Raw genomic sequence first — 19465 nt, forward strand, 5'->3', positions numbered from 1 at the left:
TCTAGGCGGGCGGCGGCTGCCGGGGAGTGACGCCGAGATTCATCCCGGAGAGGCCCCTGGCCCGGGTGGCGAGCCGGTCGGCGACCGCCCGGATGGCGATGGCCGCTGGGTCGTCCGGGTCGCCCAGCACCACGGGCACCCCGCTGTCCCCGCCGCTTCGCAGCGGCACGCTCAGCGGCACCTGCGCGAGCAGGGGAACGGGAGCATCCTGGCCGGCGCCGAGCCGGCGGGCGACCTCCGCGCCGCCGCCCGACCCGAACAGCTCCAGCACGCTGCCGTCCGGCTGCACGATGCCCGCCATGTTCTCGATCACGCCGTAGATGCTCTGGCCGGTCTGCCGGGCGACGACGCCGCTGCGTTCGGCGATGTCGGCGGCGGCCGGCTGCGGGGTCGTGACGACGATGACCTCGGCCTGGGGGAGCAATTGGCCGATGGAGATGGCCACGTCTCCGGTTCCCGGCGGCAGGTCGAGCAGCAGGATGTCCAGGTCGCCGAAGTAGACGTCGGTGAGGAACTGGGTGATGGTGCGGTGCAGCATCGGACCGCGCCAGGCCACCGCGACGGACGCGTCCTCGACGAACATGCCGATCGAGATGACCTTCACGTCGAAGGCGATCGGCGGCAGGATCATCTCGCCCACCTGGGTCGGCTTCACCGCGGCGGCCTTGCCCGTCTCGGGGGAGGGCGCGGTGACGAGACCGAGCAGTCCGGGGATCGAGAACCCGTAGACATCCGCGTCGACGATGCCGACCCGCAGCCCGCGCGCGGCCAGAGCGACGGCCAGGTTCGCGGTGATGGTCGACTTGCCGACGCCGCCCTTGCCGCTGGTGATGGCGTAGACCCGGGTGAGTGACGTGGGACCGAACTGGTTGCTGCGCTGCGAGGCGCCGCCGCGGAGCTTCTCCGTCATGGCCCGGCGCTGTTCGGGGGTCATCACGGTCACGTCCACGGTGACGTTGCCGGCCCCGGCCACGGACTCCGCGGCCTGGAGCACGTCGCGCTCGATCTGGCGGGCGGCCGGGCAACCGGCGATGGTCAGGCGGATGCCGACGGCGGCGTGGCCGTCGACGACGTCGACCCCGGCGACCATGTCCAGGTCGGTGATCGGCCTGCGGATTTCGGGGTCGATCACCCGGCCCAGAGCCGTCAGGACCTGGTCGGCGGAGAAATCAGGCACCCGGCGACCGCTCGTCCCGGTCGCGGTCACGGTCGCCCTTGCGGGAGCGCTTCCGCGCGGGCTTGTCCTGATCCTCGCGTTCTTCCAGGTTCTCGAGCAGGGCTCGCAGTTCGGACCGGAGGAAATCCTTCGACGCGAGGTCCTTCATCCCGAGGCGCAGGGCCACGACCTCGCGGGCGAGGTATTCCGTGTCGGCGAGGTTGCGTTCGGCGCGCTGCCGGTCCTGTTCGAACTGCACCCGGTCGCGGTCGTCCTGGCGGTTCTGCGCCAGCAGGATCATCGGCGCCGCGTAGGAGGCCTGCATCGACAGGACCAGGGTGAGCGCGATGAAGCCGAGCGAGACGGAGTCGAAGCGCCACGCCGGCGGGGCCAGCGTGTTCCAGGCGATCCAGCCCACGGCGAAGAAGGTCAGCCCGAGCAGGAACCAGGGCGTGCCCATGGCGCGGGCGATGGCCTCGGTGAAGCGGCCGAACCGGTCGCGGCTGGCGCGGTCGCGGTTACGGCGGCGCTTGCGGCCGAGGGCGGGGGTGCGGAGACCCTTCGGTGAGTCGAGACGGAGATCGGAGCGGTTAGCTCGGGCCATTGCCGGTCCTCCTTCCGTGTTGCAGCGGGATGCTTCCCGTGGTCAGTTCGGTGCGGGCGGCGGCCCGGCGGCGCACATCGTCGTTGCCGTCGTGGCTGCGCCAGTCGTCGGGCAGCAGATAGTCGAGGACATCGTCAATCGTCACCACCCCGACGAGTCGGTGGTTGTCGTCGACGACGGGCACGGAGACGAGGTCGTAGCTGGCGAGGATGCGGGTGACCTCCGCCGCCGACGTGTCAGCGGTGACGGGATCGAGACCCTGGTCGAGCAGCGTGCCGAGGCGTTCGTGGGGCGGGTAGCGCAGCATCCGTTGAAAATGCACCATGCCGAGAAAGCGGCCGGTCGGCGGCTCGTAAGGCGGCAGGGTGACGCAGATGGCCGCGCCGAGGGCCGGGGCCAGATCGTGGCGACGGATGAGCGCGAGCCCCTCCGCGACGGTGGCATCGGCCGAGACGATGATCGGCTCCGGCGTCATCAGGCCGCCCGCCGTGTCGGGGGCGTAGGTCAGCAGGAAGCGGACGTCGTCGGCCTCCTCCGGTTCCATCAGGTCGAGCAGCTGCTCGCCGAGTTCTTCCGGCAGCTGCGCGATCAGGTCCGCGGCGTCGTCGGGCTGCATGTGGTCGAGAACGTCGGCGGCGCGGGCGTCGCCGAGCCGGGTCAGGATGCTGACCTGCTCGCGCTCGGGCATCTCCTCGAGCGCGTCGGCGAGGCGGCCGTCCGGCAGCTCGCCGGCGACCTCGTGCATGCGCTCCGGCGGCAGGTCGAGCAGCGTGTTCGCGAGGTCGGCTGGTTTGAGGTCGGAGTAGGTCGCGATCAGCTGTTCGGCCGACTGGGCCTGGCCGGCGGTGGTCTGCTCGCGCACCTCGTTCCAGGCGGCGAAGGTCGTGGCGCCCTTGGCGAAAAGGGACAGGCTGGTCTTGGGCCGGCGCACGAAGAGCTGGCTGATCGCCCAGCCGCCCTGCGGGGCCTGCTCGATCGAGACGTCCTCGATCGTCGCTTCGCCCGAGCCGTCGTTGAAGACGACCGTGCGGCCGAGCATCTCGGCGATGACGCGCACTTCGCCGCCGCGCTGCTCGAACCGGCGAACGTTGATCAGGCCGGTCGTGATGATCTGGCCGGAGCCGATGCTGGTGACCCGTCCGATGGAGACGAACACGCGGCGTTTGCCCGGGATCTCCACGATCAGGCCGACGACGAGGGGCGGGTCGTTTTTTCGGTAGACCACCAACACGTCGCGGACCTTGCCCACGCGGTCTCCCGCGGGGTCGAAAACGGTACACCCGGCCAAACGGGCAACAAAGACTCTGGTGGCACTCACAGTACAAATCTAGGCCACCTTCAGGGGATATCGGTCCTGTGGGAGAATGGCGCCATGAGTAACCAGAGTCCGTTCGGCGGGCGGAGCCCCGCATTGTTCCCCGTTCTGCCCAAAGGCGAGGTCCTGGCGACGTATGCGACGTACTTCGAGGCGCAGGAAGCCGTGGACCAGCTGGCGAAGGCCGACTTCCCCGTGAAGCAGCTTTCCATCGTCGGAAACGACCTCAAGAGCGTCGAGCGGGTCACCGGCAAACTCACCTGGGGGCGCGTCGCGCTCGCCGGGGCGGCATCCGGGGCCTGGCTGGGCGTCTTCTTCGGACTGCTGTTCTTCATCTTCTCGCCCGCCGGGGCCGGCCTGCCGTTCGTGCTGGCCGCCGTGCTGATCGGCGCCGGGTTCGGCATGCTGTTCGGGCTGGTCAGCTACGGGCTCAACCGTCGCCGCCGCGACTTCACCTCCACCATGCAGGTCATCGCGAGCAACTACCAGGTGATCGTCGAGTCGGCCCTGGTCAATCGGGCGCGCAACCTCCTGCACGGGCACGTCGCCGACGTCGCCGCGGCGCCCCTGCCGCATCCGTCGGAGCCGCCGTACTCCGCCGCCCCGCCGACCGAGCCGCCCGCTGCGCCGCCCGCAGCCCCGTTCGCGCCGCCGTCCCGCGACAGCGTGTAGCGGCGCCGGCTGCAACGCAAGAACGCCCCTTCACGGTTCGTGAAGGGGCGTTCTTCGCGCTCTCGCGACGGGCGAGAAGGGCTTTAGGCGGTGAGGGTCGCGATCCAGGCCTCGACGTCGGCCGCGGAGCGGGGGATGCCGGCCGAGAGGTTCTCGGGGCCGTCGGCGGTGATCAGCACGTCGTCCTCGATGCGCACCCCGATGCCGCGGTATTCCAAGGGCACCGTCAGGTCGTCGGGCTGGAAGTACAGGCCGGGTTCGATCGTGAACACCATGCCGGGCTCGATCACGCCGTCCATGTACATGTCGCGGCGTGCCTGGGCGCAGTCGTGCACGTCGAGGCCCAGGTGGTGGCTGGTGCCGTGCACCATGTACCGGCGGTGGTGGCCGTTGTCGGGCAGCAGGGCTTCCTCGGCGGTGACGGGTAGCATGCCCCACTCCGCGGTGCGGCGGGCGATGACCTCCATCGCGGCGGCGTGCACGTCGCGGAACACCGCGCCGGGTTTCGCGACGGCGAACGCGGCATCCGCTGCCTCGCGCACGGCCTCGTAGACGCGGCGCTGCACCTCGGTGAAGGTGCCGTCCACGGGCAGTGTGCGGGTGATATCGGCGGTGTAGTAGCTGTCGACCTCGACGCCGGCGTCGATCAGGATCAGGTCGCCCGGCACCACGGCGCCGTCGTTGCGGGTCCAGTGCAGGATGCAGGCGTGCGGGCCGGAGGCCGCGATGGTGTCGTAGCCGACGGCGTTCCCGTCGGACCGGGCGCGGGTGTTGAACACGCCCTCGACCAGTCGTTCGCCGCGCAGGTGCGCGCTCGAGCGGGGCAGGTCGCGGATGACGTCCTCGAAGCCGCGCGCGGTGGCCGCCACGGCGAGGCGCATCTGGGCGATCTCGTAGGAATCCTTGACCAGGCGCAACTCGGACAGGTCCCGAGCGAAGTGGTCGTCCGGTTCGTGTTCGGCGTTGATCTCGAGGCTGAACGGGGAATCGGCCGCGTTCGTGGTGAGCACCTTCTCGGCGGCGAAGCGGAGGCGGGCCTCGTCCACGTCGTCGGTCAGGGCCGGGTCGGCCTCCCTCAGCACGAGCGTTTCGGTGTCGACCGCGGCGAAGACGGCGGCCAGGTCGGCGATGCCGCGCACGGAGACCGCGAGGTCACCGGCGACCTGGGCGATCGACGGGCGCGGGCCGATCCAGAACTCGCCGATCTCGGAGTTGGCGTAGAACTCGTCCGAGTCGCGCCCGGCGCGCTCACGGAAGTAGACGGTCGCGTCGTGGCCGTCGGCAGTGGGCTCGAGCACCAGCACGGCGCCGGGCTCGGCGTCGCTGCCCCACCCGGTGAGGTGGGCGAACGCAGAGTGCGCGCGGAACGCGTAATCGGTGTCGTTGGAACGCTGCTTCAGACGTCCGGCCGGGACGATCAGGCGCTGCCCCGGGTACATCGCGGAGAGGCGGGCGCGGCGGGCGGCGGCGAAGCCTGCCTGCTCACGCGCCGGCGGCACGACCTCGGCGCGTTCGGCCCAGCCGCTGGAGATGTAGTCCTTGAACCCCGCCGAACCGGGCGTGGTCGAGCGGTTCTCGTTCGTGCGCGGGGCGGGGGTGATCGCGGTTTCGGTGGAATGAGCCATACGGCCATTGTCCCATTGCTCCCCGCATAGTGCCTGTTCCGGTCGAGAGTGACCCGCGCACCGGCCACTCTCGACCGAAACGGGCACTCTGGCCGGGCCGATCGGGGATCAAGCGGGCGGATTCCGGGGGCGGGATCAGGCGGGCGGGTTCAGGGGGCGGGATCAAGGGGCGGGATCAAGGGGCGGGGGAGAGCGTGGCGACGAGGGGGCGGTGATCGCTGCCCGCGGCATCCTCGGTCTCGATCACCCTCATGCTCTGCGTCTGCCAGTTCGGGGTCGAGAGCACGTGGTCGATCGGGGCGCCGAGCAGGGCAGGCGCGAAAGCCGGCCAGGTGCCCACCGCGCCCGAGCCCGTCGCCAGGCCGGCGTCCCGGCAGCGGCCGAGAACGGCGCCCACGGATGCCTCCCGGCCGCTCAAATGGTCAACCGTCGCATTGAAATCCCCGGCCATGATCACATTCCCGCCGCCGCACTGGGTGGCCAGCCAGTCGAGGTCCGAGCGCCAGTTGGACATCTCGAACCGGATCGGGGCGACGGCGTGCACGGCGATGATGGTCGGACCGGTGCCGTCGGCCGGGACCGCGACCACCGTGGGCAGAACGTTCGTGTTGCCCGGCGGCCCGGAACCGGCCGCGTTCGCAACCCTGTAGTCGCCGAGGTCCGGGCTGATCAGCAGGGTCGTGGAGCGTGCCTTCGAGATCTGGTCGAAGGCGAGGGTGTGCACCCACATCGGGCGTCCGCCGGCCTTCATGGCCTCCGCGACGGCCTCCCCGGTCGCCTCGGTGGTCTCCGGCAGGGTCACGACGTCGGCGCCCTGCTCGAGGGCGAGCGCTGCGATGGCGGCGGCACCCGGAGCGTCGCCGAGCGTGTTCCAGCTGAGCACGGTGACGGCATCCGTCGTCTCGGTGGCTGTGGCAGTGGCGGCAGTGGCAGGTACCCGGGTGCCGAGCCCGCGCACGATCAGGAGGCCCGCGTTGCCGGCGCCGAACAGCAGCAGGAGCACGATCAGGGCGCCGAGCAGGCGACGAAGCGGGCGGGCGCGCGTGAACAGCAACAGCACGAGGGCCAGCACCACGGCACCGACGGCCACGGCCGCCTCGAGTCCGCGCAGGGACACGGCGTGCGCGGCCACCCAGGTGTTCTGCAGCCTGAACAACTGCGGCCAGCCGAGCACGGCCAGCGCGGCGGCGGTCGCCAGGACGAGTGGAACGGTCAGGGCGGTCAGCAGTCGGGTCATGGCCAGACCACGCTAGACGAGCCGGCTGGGCGAAGCCTCCGTCGTTGCGGCTGCAGCACCGCGGCGGTGCCCACACGCCTGCACCCGCGCGGCTGCAACTAACATGGGGGGATGCCAGGTGAGCGTCGATTCCGCAGTCCGATTGACCTGCATACGCACTCGAGTGTCTCCGACGGCACCGAAACCCCGTCGCAGCTCGTGCGGGCCGCCAAGGCCGCCGGACTCGGCACGGTCGCCCTCACCGACCATGACTCCACCGCCGGCTGGGTCGAGGCCGCCGGCGCCGCGCGCGCCGAGGGGATCACGCTCATTCCCGGCATGGAGTTCAGCACCCGGGTGGGGTTCGCCAGCGTGCACATGCTGGCCTACCTGTTCGACCCGTCCGACGCCGGCATCGTGGCCGAGACCGCCCGCGTGCGGCAGGCCCGGCTCGTGCGCGCCGAGCAGATGGTGGAACGCATCGGCGCCGACTACGCCCTCACCTGGGACGACGTGCTCGAGCAGACGACCCCGGATGCGACGGTCGGCCGCCCGCACATCGCCGACGCCCTGGTGGCGCGCGGCTTCGCGCTCACCCGGAGTGAGGCGTTCGCGGGCATCCTGCACTGGGACGCCGGCTACTACCAGCCGCACTACGCGCCCGAACCGCAGCGGGCCATCGCCCTGGTGCGGGCCGCCGGGGGAGTGCCGGTCATCGCGCACCCGGCGACGCGGGGCGTGGACGACGTGATCCAGGAAGCGAACCTGGCCCGGCTGGTCGAGGCTGGACTGTTCGGCCTCGAGCTCGAGCACCGGGAGAACCGGCCGGAGGCGAAAGCCAGGCTCTACGAGCTCGCCGAGAAGTACGGACTCTTCGTCACCGGGTCCAGCGATTACCACGGCGAGGGCAAGCCCAACCGCCTGGGGGAGAACACGACCGCTCCCGAGGTACTCGAGCGCATCATCGAGCAGGCCACGGGTGCCGAGCCGGTCTACGGCTGACGCCCGCTCCCGCTCCCGCCGTCCCCGCTCCCGCTCCCGCCGTCCCCGTCCCCGCTCCCGCTCCCGCTCCCGCCCCCCGCTCCCGCCCCCGCTCCCGCTCCCAAACACGAGCTCCGAACCAATTCGACGGAGATTTTGAGGCGAACCGGCCATTTCAGGCCGAAATTGGGCTTTTTAATGCAAAATCTCCGTCGAATTCGTTCGGCCGTCGGCACTTAGGTGGACCGGTAGGTGGACGGGGATGAGGACGGGGAGGAGTCCAGACCGGATGTCGGTCGGGAATCGGAGGGGTCTACGGTCGGGCAGCTCAGCGTCCGTCAGCGTTTCTTTACTCGAACTTTTTCGCGCCACGCGGTCTGAGCCGCTCGCGAAGGCGGCGTGTCGCGAATATGCCCGAGTTTAGGTAACGACGGATACAGCGTTTCCGATTCGACGACTGTCGTTGCAACGGATGCCGCGTGCAGGGTTCCGGCCACCCTGCGCACGTCCGGTCCGGGCGGTCAGCATCCGGTGGCCGGTCTGGGGGCGCACGATGTGGCCCGGGGCGCATGGTCTAACGTGCGCCGCGAGCCGCAAGGTGCGCCGCGAGCACGAGGGATGCCGCGGGGCCGGCAACCGCTGGAGCGCGGGGTCTCGACCGGCTTGACGCGTGGCGATCGACCAGGGGGCGCGGACACGACAGCGCCCCCGCCGAAGCGGGGGCGCTGTCGTGTCCGCAGCAGCTGGTTAGCTGGGGGTGCCGGCCTGCGGGGCGTGGCGACGGGTACGGCTGCGGCGGCGCGGTGCGCTGTTGCCGTCGTGGTGCTCGGCTCCTCCGCCATCGTGGGTCCCGGCGGCGGGCGCGGTGGCCGGGGCATCCGGGTTCGTGCCCGAGCCGACGCGGGTGCGGGAGCGTGGCGGGCGGCCCCCGGCCTGCTCGCCGGAGCGGCTCGCGCCGGACCGAGCGGCGTCGGAGTGGCCGGCACCGGAGCGTCCCGCAGCGGAGCGTCCCGAGTCGGAGCGTCCCGCGTCGGAGCGTGCGGCACCGGATCGTCCGGCGCCGCCGGTGCGTCCGCCGGCCGAGCGGCCGGCGTCGGAGCGGCCCGCGCTGGCCGCGGTTTCGCGGATCGGCGAGGCGCGCAGGCGTCCCTTCGACCCGGCGGGGATGTTCAGGTCGGTGTAGAGGTGCGGTGAGGAGGAGTACGTCTCCATCGGAACCGGCGTGCCGAAGTCGAGCGCGTTGTTGATCAGCGTCCACTTGTGCATGTCGTCCCAGTCGACGAACGTGACGGCGATGCCGGTCTTGCCGGCGCGGCCCGTGCGGCCCACGCGGTGCAGGTACGCCTTCTCGTCTTCCGGGATGGTGTGGTTGATCACGTGGGTGACGTCGTCGACGTCGATGCCGCGGGCGGCGACATCCGTGGCGATCAGGATGTCTTTCTTGCCCGCCTTGAACGAGGCCATGGCGCGCTCGCGCTGTTCCTGGTTCAGGTCGCCGTGCACGGCGGTGGCGTTGAAGCCGCGGTCGCCGAGTTCTTCGACGAGCTTGGCGGCGGCCCGCTTGGTGCGGGTGAAGATGACGGTCTTGCCGCGGCCGTCGGCCATCAGGATGCGGCCGATCACCTCGTCCTTGTCCATGTTGTGCGCACGGTAGACGAGGTGCTCGATGTTGGCCTGCATCAGGCCCTCGTCGGGGTCGCTGGCACGGATGTGAATGGGCCGGTTCATGAACCGGCGCGCCAGGGCGACGATCGGGCCCGGCATGGTCGCCGAGAACAGCATCGTGTGGCGGGTGGAGGGCGTCTGCGAGAACAGCTTCTCGATGTCGGCGAGGAAGCCGAGGTCGAGCATCTTGTCGGCCTCGTCGAGCACCATCTCGGTCACGTTGGCGAGGCTGAGCAGGCGCTGGCTGGCCAGGTCGAGCAGCCGGCCGGGGGTGCCGACGACGATCTGCGCGCCGGCCTTGAGGGCTTCGATCTGGCCCTCGTAGGCCTTGCCGCCGTAAATCGAGACGACCTTGGTGTTGCGGTTGCCGGAGGCCATTTCGAGGTCTTCGGAGACCTGCACGCAGAGCTCGCGGGTGGGGACGACGACGAGCACCTGCACGCCCGGTGCCGGGTCGAGTCCGAGGCGCTGGATGATCGGGAGGCCGAAGCCGAGGGTCTTGCCGGTGCCGGTCTTGGCCTGGCCGATGATGTCCTGGCCGGAGAGGGCGAGGGGGATGGTCTGCACCTGGATCGGGAAGGGCTCGATGATGCCTTTATCAGCGAGAGCCTGGACCATGTCCTGGTCGATATTGAGTTCGGAGAAAGTCACGAATTATTGCCTTGTCATTAGCTGGAAGCGGGATGCGCCCGTCTTTTGCTTCGGGCACCTGGCCACCGATCCCTGCCGATGGCGTGGTCCAACCATATCGGGCGGCCCTGTGAACTGGCTTATACCGCACCACGGCGAGTCGAATGGCCCGACCCGAGCGCGCCAGCGGTGATCGGCGCGGGGCACTGTCCTAAGCTGAGCGTGTGATCTCGTGGATTGATCGGCGCACGAAGCGCGTGGAGGCTCCCCGGCCGTCGAGGCGGGCGGAACGTCAGTCGACCAGGAAAGTGGACATCGCCGGCTTCACGCCCGAGCTGCTGCCCTATCTCGGTCAGGCGGCCTACTTCGAGCTGGGGATGTTCGAGAACCTCTCCCGCGCGATCGCGATCGCCCCCGACCTCGCTGCGAAGGAGGCGCTGAGCGCCGCCGCCGGACGGGCCCTGTCCAAGCACCAGGGACTGGTCGCCGAGATCCGTCGCCGCGGCGGGGAGCCCTCCGAGGTGATGGCCCCCTTCACGGCCGGACTCGACCTGTTCCGCTCCGAGACGGCCGGCGCCGACTGGCACGAGCTGCTGCTGACCTGCTACCTCGCCGGAGGCCTGCTCGACGACTTCTTCATCCGGCTGTCCGCCGGGCTGCCCGGCGACGTGGGGCCGCGGGTGGCGCACCTGCTCGGCCAGGACGCCGGCACGGACGTGCTCGTCACCCACCTCAAGGCGGCCATCACTGCCAACCCGGCGCTCGGCTCGCACCTGGCGCTCTGGGGTCGACGACTGGTCGGCGACACACTCCTGGTCGCCCGCTCGGCGCTGCCGACCCCGGGGCAGACCCCGGACGAGGACCGGATCGAACCGGTGTACACCGAACTCATCGCCGCGCACACGCGCCGGATGGACGGCCTCGGCCTGACCGCCTGAGGCAGCGCCCGATCGTCTGACCGCGTGACGACCGGAGCAGCCGCCTGACGACGGACCAGCTCGGGCGGACCAGCTCGGGCGGACCAGCTCGGGCGGACCAGCACGGACGGACCAGCCGGTCAGGCGTGGTGCGGCTGGCCGGACCTCATCAGGGTGTGCAGCATCCGTTCGTCGCCGCGGGTGCGCGAACGCGTCACGACCAGGTCGGCGCCGACGGATGCCAGTGCGGCCACCCCGAGGGTGACCCACCAGATCCAGCCCTGGTCCCAGGCCAGGCCGAGCCAGGTCAGGGCGACCCAGACGACGGCCGCGACCATCGTGCCGATGGCCGGCACCAGCACCGAGCCGTGCGTGTGGCGCCCGGGCAGCGCATAGCGCGCCGCGAGCCCCAGCACCGCGCCGCCGAGGGCGATGAAGAGGAGTTCCATGGACCGGTTAGGCGACGAAGCCGACGCGGCGGGACTCCTCGGAGCCCAGCTCCACATACGCGAGACCGATGGTGGGAACGATGTAGACGCGTCCCTTGCTGTCGGAGAGCTTCAGGTACCCGGTCTGACCGGCGAGGGCGGCCGCAACCGTTTCCTCGATCTCGTTCGCGGGCTGTGAGGTCTCGAAGCCAATCTCACGGGGAGAGTTGAAGATGCCAATGCGGATATCCACCAGATGCGCCTTTCGTTGCCTAAGCGCCCAGATTACGACAGAACCGCGCGGCTGCCCGACATCGTTCACTGTCGGCGCAACCCGCTAGCTTTGAAAACGTGACAACCCAGGCAATCCCGCTCCCGGCCGACGTCGATTCCCGCGTTCTCGACGACTCCCAGCGCGCCGTGCTGCGACTCGTCGCGGGCGGGAATCCGAGCGACGGCGCGACCGCGGGTGTCGGCGTCAGCCCTGCGGTGAGCGCCGCCGTGGTCGGCGCCCCCGGCACCGGCAAGACCACCACCCTGGTCGAGCTGGTGGCCGACTGCGTGCTGCGCCAGGGGTACTCGCCCAGCGAGATTCTCGTGCTGGTGCCCACGCGCATGGGCGCCACGGCCCTGCGCGACCGTCTCGCCCTGCGGCTCGGCGTGCCGACCAACGGCCCGCTCGCGCGCACCGCCAACTCCGTCGCCTTCCAGATCGTGCGGGACGCCGTCACCCGGGCGGGCGGCCCGCCCCCCACCCTGCTGACCGGCGGGGAACAGGACCAGATCATCGCCGAACTGCTGGAGGGCCACCGGATCGAGGGCACCGGTCCCGAGTGGCCGGCCACCCTCAGCGCCGACGTCCGGGGCCTCCGCGGTTTCCGCACGCAGCTGCGCGACCTGATGATGCGCGCCGTCGAGTACGGCGTCACCCCGGGTGGCCTGGCGGACCTCGGCCGGCGCACGCAGCGCCCGGAATGGGTGGCCGCCGCCGAGTTCATCCGCGGCTATGAAGAGGTGAAAGACCAGACCAGGCCCGGACAGTACGACTCAACCGAGCTGGCCCAGTTCGCGGCGGCCGTGGTGGCCGGGGCCCCGGCCGGGACGTGCGTGCTCGGCACCCTCGGCGGCCTCCGCCTGATCGTGCTCGACGACGCGCAGGAGCTCACCCAGGCAAATCTGACACTCCTGGCCCAGTTCCGGGCCCGCGGCGTCGGCATCGTCGCGTTCGGCGACCCCGACATCAGCACCGGGTCCTTCCACGGCGCGCACCCGGATGCCCTCGGTCGCCTCGGCGCCTACCTCGGCGCCTACCTCGGCGCCCCGGCGCTGCCGACCCTGGTGCTCGGCACGGTGTACCGGCACGACGGCGTCATCCGTGGCGTGGTCCGGGAGATCACGCATCGCATCGGCGCCGCCTCGGCCGGCACGCAGCGGTTCGCCCCGAGCGCCGAGCCCACCGCCGAGCCCGGCGCCGATCGCGCCGATCGCGCCGAGCCCGCGCAGCCCGGCCGGGTGCAGACCATGCTGGCCGGCAGCCCCGCCGACCAGCTCGCCCTGATCGCCCGCCGGCTGCGGGAACGGCACGTGATCGACGGCGTGCCGTGGGGCGAGATGGCGGTCATCGTGCGCAGCGGGTCGCTGGTGCCGTCCCTGTCCCGGGGGCTCGCCGCCCTGGAGGTGCCCACCCAGGTGTCCTCGGCGCAGACCGCGCTCCGCGACGAGTTCGCGGTCAAGGCCTTCATCCTCGCCCTCGACCTCACCCTGGGCCGCCGGAGCCTGAACGCGGAGACCGCGGTCGAACTGCTCCGCGGCCCGCTCGGCGGCCTCGACCCGATCACCCTCCGGCGCCTCCGCGCCGCCCTGCGCCAGCAGGATCTCGGCGCCGACGCTACCGACGCTACCGACGCCGCCCCCGCCGCCTACCGCAGCGCAGACGAGCTCCTGGTGCAGGCGCTCACCACCCCGAGCCTGCTGGCCGGCATCGACAATCGCACGGCCCGCCGGGCCGCGAGCTGCGGGGAGAGCCTGCGCACCGCCGCCGTGGAGCACGCGGCCGGGGCGACCATCGAAGAACTCCTCTGGGGGCTGTGGCAGCGCAGCGGCCTGGCCCGGGAATGGAAGGAACAGGCGGCCGGCACCGGAATCGTCGCCGACGAGGCCAACCACAACCTCGACGCCGTGGTCGCCCTCTTCTCCGCCGCGCAGCGCTACGTGGAGCGCACCCCGGCCGCCCCGCCGGTTCTCTTCGTCGGGCACCTCGTCGACACCGACGTGCCCGAAGACACTCTGGCCCCTCGCGCCCTCGGCGACGCGGTCGTCATCTCCACCCCGAGCGGGATGATCGGCCGCGACTTCGACCTGGTCGTGCTCGCCGGGGTGCAGGAGAACGTCTGGCCCGACCTGCGTATCCGTGGGTCCCTGCTCGGCGCCGGCGACCTGGCCGCGCTCGCCTCAGGGCAGGACCCGCAGGAGGCGGGGGAGCGCACCGCCGTGCTGCACGACGAACTGCGGATGTTCGCCCAGGCGGCCAGCCGCGCCCGCACCGAACTGCTGGTGAGCGCGATCGACAACGAGGAGAACCAGCCGTCGGTCTTCCTGCGGCTGCTGCCCGATCCGGTCGTCGACGACAGCCTCGACCCGGCCGACATCAGCCGGTACCCTCTGTCCCTGCGCGGGCTCGTGGGCCGGCTCCGCCGCGACCTCACCCGCGACCTCACCCGGGCCGGCGCCTCGGTGCGTCACGACGACGACACCGCCAGGCGGGCAACGGATGCCGCGGCCACCCTCGCCCGGCTCGCCCGCGAAAACGTGCCCGGCGCCGCCCCCGGCCAGTGGTACGGCATGACCCCGCCGAGCACACTGCGCCCCCTGAACGACCCGGATGCCGGCGACCAGCCGGTGCGCGTCTCGCCGTCGCGGATGGCCGCGTTCGAGACCTGCCCGCTGCACTGGGTGATCGGGCAGGTCGGTGGCGGCACCTCCAACACGGCCGCGAACCTCGGCACGATCATCCACAAGGTGATGGAGGACTCCACCGACCGGAGCCCGGAGTCGTTGTGGCAGGGGGTCGAGGCGCGTTGGGGCGAACTGCAGTTCGACGCCGAGTGGCAGTCCCGGGTGCAGAAGGTCGAGGCCCGGGCCCTCACCGACCGGCTGGCCTCCTACCTGCTCGACTTCGAGCGCGGCGGCGGCAGCCTGCTCAGCGCGGAGGGTACCTTCCAGCTCGACGTCGGCGGAGCCGTGCTCTCCGGCACGGTCGACCGGGTCGAACGGCTCGGCGACGGGCGCGCCGTGATCGTCGACCTGAAGACCGGCCGCGGCGACCCCACCAGCGATGCCGGGGTGGTCGACCACCCGCAGCTCGGCGCCTACCAGCTTGCCTTCAACGAGGGTGCCATCGACGGCATCCCGGAGGGCACGGACCTCGCCGGGGCCCGCCTCCTGATCGTGTCCAGCGGCACCGTCAAACAGAACTACCGCAACCCCACCCAGCCCACGTTCAGCCCCGATGAGCTCGCGGCCTTCCGCGCCCGGGTCGGCGCGGACGCCGTCGGCATGGGCGCCGCCACCTTCGTCGCCGAAATCAGTTCCCACTGCCTCGACCCGCGCTCGCACGGGTCCTGCCGAATCCACGTCATCAAGCAGGTCAGCGCATGAACCAGTCCCTCATCCCGGCGCCCAACTCCGCCGTCCAGATCTCCGCCCTTCGCATCGCCGAGGCGCTCGAGATGTTCCCGCCCACCCGCGAGCAGCAGGCGGTGATCGAGGCGCCCCTGGCGCCGACCCTCGTGGTCGCCGGGGCCGGGAGCGGCAAGACTGAGACCATGGCCAACCGGGTGCTCTGGCTGCTCGCCAACGGCCACGCGAGGCCCGACCAGATCCTCGGACTCACCTTCACCCGCAAGGCCGCCGGCGAGCTGAACGACCGCATCCGCACCCGCATCGGCCAGCTCGACGCGAAAGGCCTGCTGCCCGCGCCGCCCCGGCCCGCCGCCGACCAGGTCACGATCGACTCCTCCGACCTGTTCAACGCGCCCACCGTCTCCACCTACAACTCGTTCGCCAGCCGCCTGTTCACCGACAACGCCCTGCTCCTCGGCCGCGAGCCCGAATCGGTGCTGCTGAGCGAGACCAGCGCCTGGCTCCTCGCCCGGCGGGTCGTGATCGAGCACGGCGACAACCGGCTCGTCCCGTTCGGCAAGAAGCTCGACCTGGTGACGGATGCCGTGCTCTCCTTCAGCCGTTCCCTCGCCGAGAACCCCCCGCGGTTCGTCTCCGGCGAGGCGACCGCCCCGCACGACCTGGCCGGGCTGGCGCACGGTTTTGCCTACCTGCGGGACCTGCCCTACGGCAACCCGCGCAAGAAGATCCCGTACTCCTCGGTCGTGGAGTCCCTCGCGGCAGTGGAACCCCTGCCGGTCCTGTTCGAGCTGGCCGAACGGTACAGCAGCGAGAAACGACGCCTGGGGCTGATCGAGTTCTCCGACCAGGTCGCCCTGGCCCTGCAGGTCTGCCAGAAGGTCGAGCAGGTCGTCACCCGCTACCGCGACCAGTACCGGGTGGTGCTGCTCGACGAATACCAGGACACCTCCGTGCTGCAGACAGAACTGCTGCACACCCTCTTCAGCCGGCACCCGGTGATGGCCGTGGGCGACCCGCACCAGTCCATCTACGGCTGGCGCGGGGCCAGCTCCGCCAACCTGCTCGGCTTCTCGCAGAGCTTCGCGGGCCTCTCCAACCGGGAGGCGCCGTCGATGAGTCTCTCCTATACCTGGCGCAACCCGGTCGCCGTGCTCGACGTCGCCAACGCCCTGGTGTCCCCGCTGAGCGACGCACTGCGCGCCCGGCCCGACGGCATCCAGGTGGACACGCTCAAGGTGCCGGCCGGCAAAGAATCCGGCCGGGTCGAGGCTTCGATGCGGGAGACCATGGCCGACGAGGCCCGCGCGGTGGCGGACTGGTTCGCGACGCGCCTGCCGCCGGGCAGCGAGCGGTCCGGCGCGATGCTGTTCCGGGCCCGCCGGGACATGGAATACTTCGCCGAGGTGCTGCGCGAGAGGGGCGTCCGGGCCCACGTGCTCGGCCTCGGCGGGCTGCTGTCCACCCCCGAGGTCACCGACGTCGTGTGCGTGCTGCGGGTCGTGCACGACCCCTCCGCCGGCAGCGAGCTGGTGCGGCTGCTCGGCAGCGGCCGCTACCGGGTGGGCCCGCGCGACCTGCAGCACCTCGCCGCCGTGGCCCGCTGGCTGGCCGCGCACGACTGGGCGCAGCAGGCCGTGACCCAGGACCTCAAAGACAAGATGCGGGCATCCGTCGCCGTCGACGAGGGCGCTTCCCTCGTCGACGCCCTCGATTTCGTCGCCTCGGCGCCGGAGACGCACGGGCAACTGCAGGGCTTCAGCGACCAGGGCCGCTCCCGGGTGCGCGCGGCCGGACGCCAGCTGGCCTGGCTCCGAGCGCGGGCCGGCCTGCCGCTGCTCGACTTCGTGCGGCTGATCGAACAGGAACTCCTGCTCGACGTCGAACTGGTCGCCAACGAGTCGAACGGCCTCGGCCTGGCCAACCTGTACGCCTTCCACGACACCGTCTCCGCGTTCCTGGCCAGCGACGAGCAGGGCAGCCTCTCCGCTTTCCTGCGCTGGCTGGACCGGGCGGCCCTCGCGGACGACATGGGCCCGCGGCTCGAGATGAGCGAGCACGGCACCGTGCAGCTGCTCACCATCCACGGGGCCAAAGGGCTCGAATGGGACTACGTCGCCATCCCCAACCTGACCGAGAAGAGCCTGCCGGCCCAGACCAGGGAGGGCTCCGGCTGGCTGCGCTTCGGCGAACTGCCCTACCCGTTCCGGGGCGACCGGGCCGAACTGCCGGAGCTGGCCTGGCGCGAGCACGAGACCCAGCTGTCGTACGAGACCGAGTTCCTCGCCTACAAGGAGCAGCTCGCGGCCCGCCACGACGACGAGGAGCGTCGCCTGATCTACGTGGCCACGACCAGGGCCCAGCGCGAGCTCCTCCTGACCGGCTCGTTCTGGGGCGGCGGCACCACCGTGCGGAAGCCCAGCCGGTACCTGGCGGAACTGGCCGAGGCCGGCCTGATCGACCCGCTGCCGGAGGGCAGTGTCGACGACGAGTTGCCCGGCGCCGACCAGGACAGCGCCGAACTCTGGCCGTTCGACCCCCTCGGCGCCCGGCGGGCGCTGGTCGAGGCCGCCGCGGCCCGGGTCAACGGGGAGGCGGACTCCGACGGCTCCGACCGGGAGACCCGCTGGACCCACGCGGTCACCCTCCTGCTCGAGGAGCGTGCGCTGCGGCTCGCCGGCGCGGCCTGGGCCCCGCCGCCGACCCGCATCCCGGCCTCCCGGTTCAAGGACTACCTCGACGACCCCGACGGGGTGGCCGCCCGGCTGCGGCGGCCGATGCCGGAACGGCCCTACCGGGCCACCCGGCTCGGCACCCTCTTCCACTCCTGGGTGGAGCAGCGCGCCGGCGGGGCGTCCGGCGGCGACCTGATCGACGCGGGCGAGAACGAACTGGACCTGGGCGACCTCGACCCGGACGCGTTCGACCTGGACCTCGACCAGAACCAGCCCCTGGAGCAGGCGCAGCTCGAGCGGCTGCAGCGCACCTTCGAGCAGTCACCGTGGGCTGCTCTGGCGCCCGAGGACGTCGAGATCGAGATCCACCACGTGCTGGCCGGGCAGGTCTTCGTCTGCAAGCTGGACGCGGTCTACCGCACGGAGACCGGGTACCAGGTCGTGGACTGGAAGACCGGCCGGGCGCCGAAGAATGCGGCGGACCTCGAGCTCAAGCAGACGCAACTGGCCCTCTACCGGCTCGCGTACGCGCGCTGGAAGGGCATCGACCCAGGTCTCGTGGACGCGGTGTTCTACTTCGTCGCGGACGACACGATCGTCGCGCCCGCCCGGCTCTACTCGGAGGAGGACCTGGTGCGGGCCTGGTCGTCGGTCCGGCCGGCCGTGTCGCTGGCGGAGCCCGCCACGATGTCGATGGGGCCGGTGACCGCGTCGGCTCCATGACCGGCGGGCGCCGCCCCGGCGGACGAGGCCGCACCCGCACCGGTGCGGTCCCGGGTGGCTCCGTCGGCGTCGTCGTCATCGGCGAACTCGCTCGGCCCGAAGTCGGAGAGGTTGTAGGCATCCGTGTGCAGCGACGAGCTGAGGTCGCGCCGAGGGGTGTTCCGCGGTGTCGAGGCCAGCATGTTCTCGACGCCGGCGACGTCGAGGATAGGGCCGGTGTCGGGGGACAACGGATGCGAGGCGCTCCGGTGTACGTTGTCGACCAGCCCGTCGAGCATGGCGACGGCGTCGTCGACGATGCCCTGGTTGCGGGTGTCCGTGCCGTGCAGCAGCCAGCGGGCCAGCTCCAGTTCGGCGTAGAGCATCGCGCGCTGCGTGATCCGCGGATCGTTGCCCTGGCGGGCGGTCGCGTAGGAGGCGACGGCGGTTTCGCCGGCCGCCCCGCGGGAGGCGAGCAGCCAGTGCAGGTCGCGGGCCGGGTCGCCCACGCTGAGCGCCGACCAGCCGAGCACGCCGGAGACGGAGTCCTCGCTGATCAAGAACGAGTCGGCGGACAGCGAGCCGTGCACCACGCACGGAGCGAACTGCCACAGGGAATCGTCGTCCGTGGCCTGCTCCCACCGGCGGAGGAGGGCGGCGGGGAGGTAACCGGTGGCTGATGCGCGGTCGATCAGGTCGATGGCCCCGGTGCGGCAGTCCTGCGCGCTCTGCTGGGGGAGGCCGGCGGTGCCCACGAATGCGGTCGGCAGACCGTGGATCGCGGCGATGGCACGCCCGATCGACCCGGACACGCCGGCGTGGCCGGTCAGGGCATCCGCGTCGAACGAGTCGCCGTCCAGCAGCTCGTAGACGACGGCCCGGGTGCCGCTGAGCGGGGCCTGGCCCACGAACTCGGGCACGTCGAAGGGGAGGCGGCTGCGGGTGCCGACCGTGAGGGCGCGCAGGGCCACGAGGTCGGCGGACTGCTCCGTTTCGGCGGCCTGGGAGACCGGTACGCGGATGATCAGCGACCGTCCCTCGGTGTCGATCAGCAGGGCGGAATCGAAGGAGCCGTTGGCTCCGGGAGTGCGTGCGCTGGAGCCGTAGGACCGGGCCCGGACGACGTCCAGTCCGGGAACGGCGGCAGTGGCCAGCGCGGCTAGAGTGAGAGGGGATCTGACCATACCTTCTAGGTTAGGTCGACTTCCTCCCGGCGCGGTCGTTCGCCACGCCTCCACAC

The 19465-nt window shown here is 71.4% G+C and carries 14 protein-coding genes; 5 read left to right on the top strand and 9 right to left on the bottom strand.

Annotation, left to right across the window (positions count from 1 at the left end):
* Position 1: 1 nt before the first annotated feature.
* The 3 genes from E3T42_RS09935 to E3T42_RS09945 are packed head-to-tail and all read right to left on the bottom strand — an operon-like array spanning position 2 to position 3078.
* Complete coding sequence (locus E3T42_RS09935) at positions 2-1177, bottom strand: Mrp/NBP35 family ATP-binding protein (RefSeq protein ID WP_134365566.1); 1176 nt, start codon at positions 1175-1177, stop codon at positions 2-4.
* Positions 1170-1760, bottom strand: a complete 591-nt coding sequence (locus E3T42_RS09940; RefSeq protein ID WP_134365565.1) for a DUF1003 domain-containing protein — start codon at positions 1758-1760, stop codon at positions 1170-1172. The genes E3T42_RS09935 and E3T42_RS09940 overlap by 8 nt, the downstream gene beginning before the upstream one ends.
* The gene (locus tag E3T42_RS09945; RefSeq protein WP_134365564.1) at positions 1747-3078 is read right to left on the bottom strand and encodes a magnesium transporter MgtE N-terminal domain-containing protein; all 1332 of its coding nucleotides are present in this window, start codon (positions 3076-3078) and stop codon (positions 1747-1749) included. The genes E3T42_RS09940 and E3T42_RS09945 overlap by 14 nt, the downstream gene beginning before the upstream one ends.
* 54 nt (positions 3079-3132) lie before the next feature.
* On the opposite strand from E3T42_RS09945, the gene E3T42_RS09950 reads away from it, so the two are divergent.
* Entirely contained in the window at positions 3133-3747 is a 615-nt protein-coding gene (locus tag E3T42_RS09950; protein WP_134365563.1) for a general stress protein, read from the top strand.
* A gap of 83 nt (positions 3748-3830) precedes the next feature.
* Here the strand turns inward: E3T42_RS09950 and E3T42_RS09955 are convergent, their stop codons facing one another.
* Positions 3831-5372, bottom strand: a complete 1542-nt coding sequence (locus E3T42_RS09955) for an aminopeptidase P family protein (RefSeq protein ID WP_134365562.1) — start codon at positions 5370-5372, stop codon at positions 3831-3833.
* Positions 5373-5547: 175 nt separating this feature from the next.
* A complete protein-coding gene (locus tag E3T42_RS09960) occupies positions 5548-6609 on the bottom strand; it encodes an endonuclease/exonuclease/phosphatase family protein (protein WP_174235671.1) in 1062 nt (353 codons plus the stop codon).
* Positions 6610-6720: 111 nt separating this feature from the next.
* Here E3T42_RS09960 and E3T42_RS09965 point away from each other — a divergent pair, with 111 nt between their 5' ends.
* Positions 6721-7590, top strand: a complete 870-nt coding sequence (locus E3T42_RS09965) for a PHP domain-containing protein (protein WP_134365561.1) — start codon at positions 6721-6723, stop codon at positions 7588-7590.
* Positions 7591-8316: 726 nt separating this feature from the next.
* On the opposite strand, the gene E3T42_RS09970 is transcribed toward E3T42_RS09965, so the two are convergent.
* A complete protein-coding gene (locus E3T42_RS09970) occupies positions 8317-9885 on the bottom strand; it encodes a DEAD/DEAH box helicase (RefSeq protein ID WP_134402941.1) in 1569 nt (522 codons plus the stop codon).
* A gap of 203 nt (positions 9886-10088) precedes the next feature.
* Between E3T42_RS09970 and E3T42_RS09975 the strand changes: the two genes are divergently transcribed.
* Complete coding sequence (locus E3T42_RS09975) at positions 10089-10802, top strand: ferritin-like fold-containing protein (RefSeq protein ID WP_134365247.1); 714 nt, start codon at positions 10089-10091, stop codon at positions 10800-10802.
* A 119-nt stretch (positions 10803-10921) separates the two neighbouring features.
* On the opposite strand, the gene E3T42_RS09980 is transcribed toward E3T42_RS09975, so the two are convergent.
* Together E3T42_RS09980 and E3T42_RS09985 are read right to left on the bottom strand one after the other, a co-directional pair.
* Complete coding sequence (locus E3T42_RS09980; RefSeq protein ID WP_134365248.1) at positions 10922-11230, bottom strand: hypothetical protein; 309 nt, start codon at positions 11228-11230, stop codon at positions 10922-10924.
* A 7-nt stretch (positions 11231-11237) separates the two neighbouring features.
* The gene (locus tag E3T42_RS09985; protein WP_134365249.1) at positions 11238-11462 is read right to left on the bottom strand and encodes a DUF3107 domain-containing protein; all 225 of its coding nucleotides are present in this window, start codon (positions 11460-11462) and stop codon (positions 11238-11240) included.
* Positions 11463-11560: 98 nt separating this feature from the next.
* On the opposite strand from E3T42_RS09985, the gene E3T42_RS09990 reads away from it, so the two are divergent.
* Together E3T42_RS09990 and E3T42_RS09995 are read left to right on the top strand one after the other, a co-directional pair.
* Positions 11561-14866 carry an ATP-dependent DNA helicase gene (locus E3T42_RS09990; RefSeq protein WP_134402942.1) on the top strand — a complete coding sequence of 1102 codons (3306 nt, stop codon included), beginning with the start codon at positions 11561-11563 and terminating at the stop codon, positions 14864-14866.
* The gene (locus E3T42_RS09995) at positions 14863-18246 is read left to right on the top strand and encodes an ATP-dependent DNA helicase (RefSeq protein ID WP_134365251.1); all 3384 of its coding nucleotides are present in this window, start codon (positions 14863-14865) and stop codon (positions 18244-18246) included. The genes E3T42_RS09990 and E3T42_RS09995 overlap by 4 nt, the downstream gene beginning before the upstream one ends.
* Here E3T42_RS09995 and E3T42_RS10000 read toward each other — a convergent pair.
* Positions 18138-19409 carry a phosphotransferase gene (locus E3T42_RS10000; RefSeq protein ID WP_134365252.1) on the bottom strand — a complete coding sequence of 424 codons (1272 nt, stop codon included), beginning with the start codon at positions 19407-19409 and terminating at the stop codon, positions 18138-18140. The genes E3T42_RS09995 and E3T42_RS10000 overlap by 109 nt on opposite strands.
* Positions 19410-19465: the final 56 nt, after the last annotated feature.

It is taken from the genome of Cryobacterium sp. TMT4-10 (genome assembly GCF_004403275.1).
Lineage (GTDB): Bacteria > Actinomycetota > Actinomycetes > Actinomycetales > Microbacteriaceae > Cryobacterium > Cryobacterium shii.

What these genes read in the sequence shown, in the direction of transcription:
- E3T42_RS10000 (WP_134365252.1), bottom strand. Translation starts at nt 19,409, where the DNA reads ATGGTCAGATCCCCTCTCACTCTAGCCGCGCTGGCCACTGCCGCCGTT.
- E3T42_RS09955 (WP_134365562.1), bottom strand. Translation starts at nt 5,372, where the DNA reads ATGGCTCATTCCACCGAAACCGCGATCACCCCCGCCCCGCGCACGAAC.
- E3T42_RS09950 (WP_134365563.1), top strand. Translation starts at nt 3,133, where the DNA reads ATGAGTAACCAGAGTCCGTTCGGCGGGCGGAGCCCCGCATTGTTCCCC.
- E3T42_RS09980 (WP_134365248.1), bottom strand. Translation starts at nt 11,230, where the DNA reads ATGGAACTCCTCTTCATCGCCCTCGGCGGCGCGGTGCTGGGGCTCGCG.
- E3T42_RS09960 (WP_174235671.1), bottom strand. Translation starts at nt 6,609, where the DNA reads ATGACCCGACTGCTGACCGCCCTGACCGTTCCACTCGTCCTGGCGACC.
- E3T42_RS09940 (WP_134365565.1), bottom strand. Translation starts at nt 1,760, where the DNA reads ATGGCCCGAGCTAACCGCTCCGATCTCCGTCTCGACTCACCGAAGGGT.
- E3T42_RS09965 (WP_134365561.1), top strand. Translation starts at nt 6,721, where the DNA reads ATGCCAGGTGAGCGTCGATTCCGCAGTCCGATTGACCTGCATACGCAC.
- E3T42_RS09995 (WP_134365251.1), top strand. Translation starts at nt 14,863, where the DNA reads ATGAACCAGTCCCTCATCCCGGCGCCCAACTCCGCCGTCCAGATCTCC.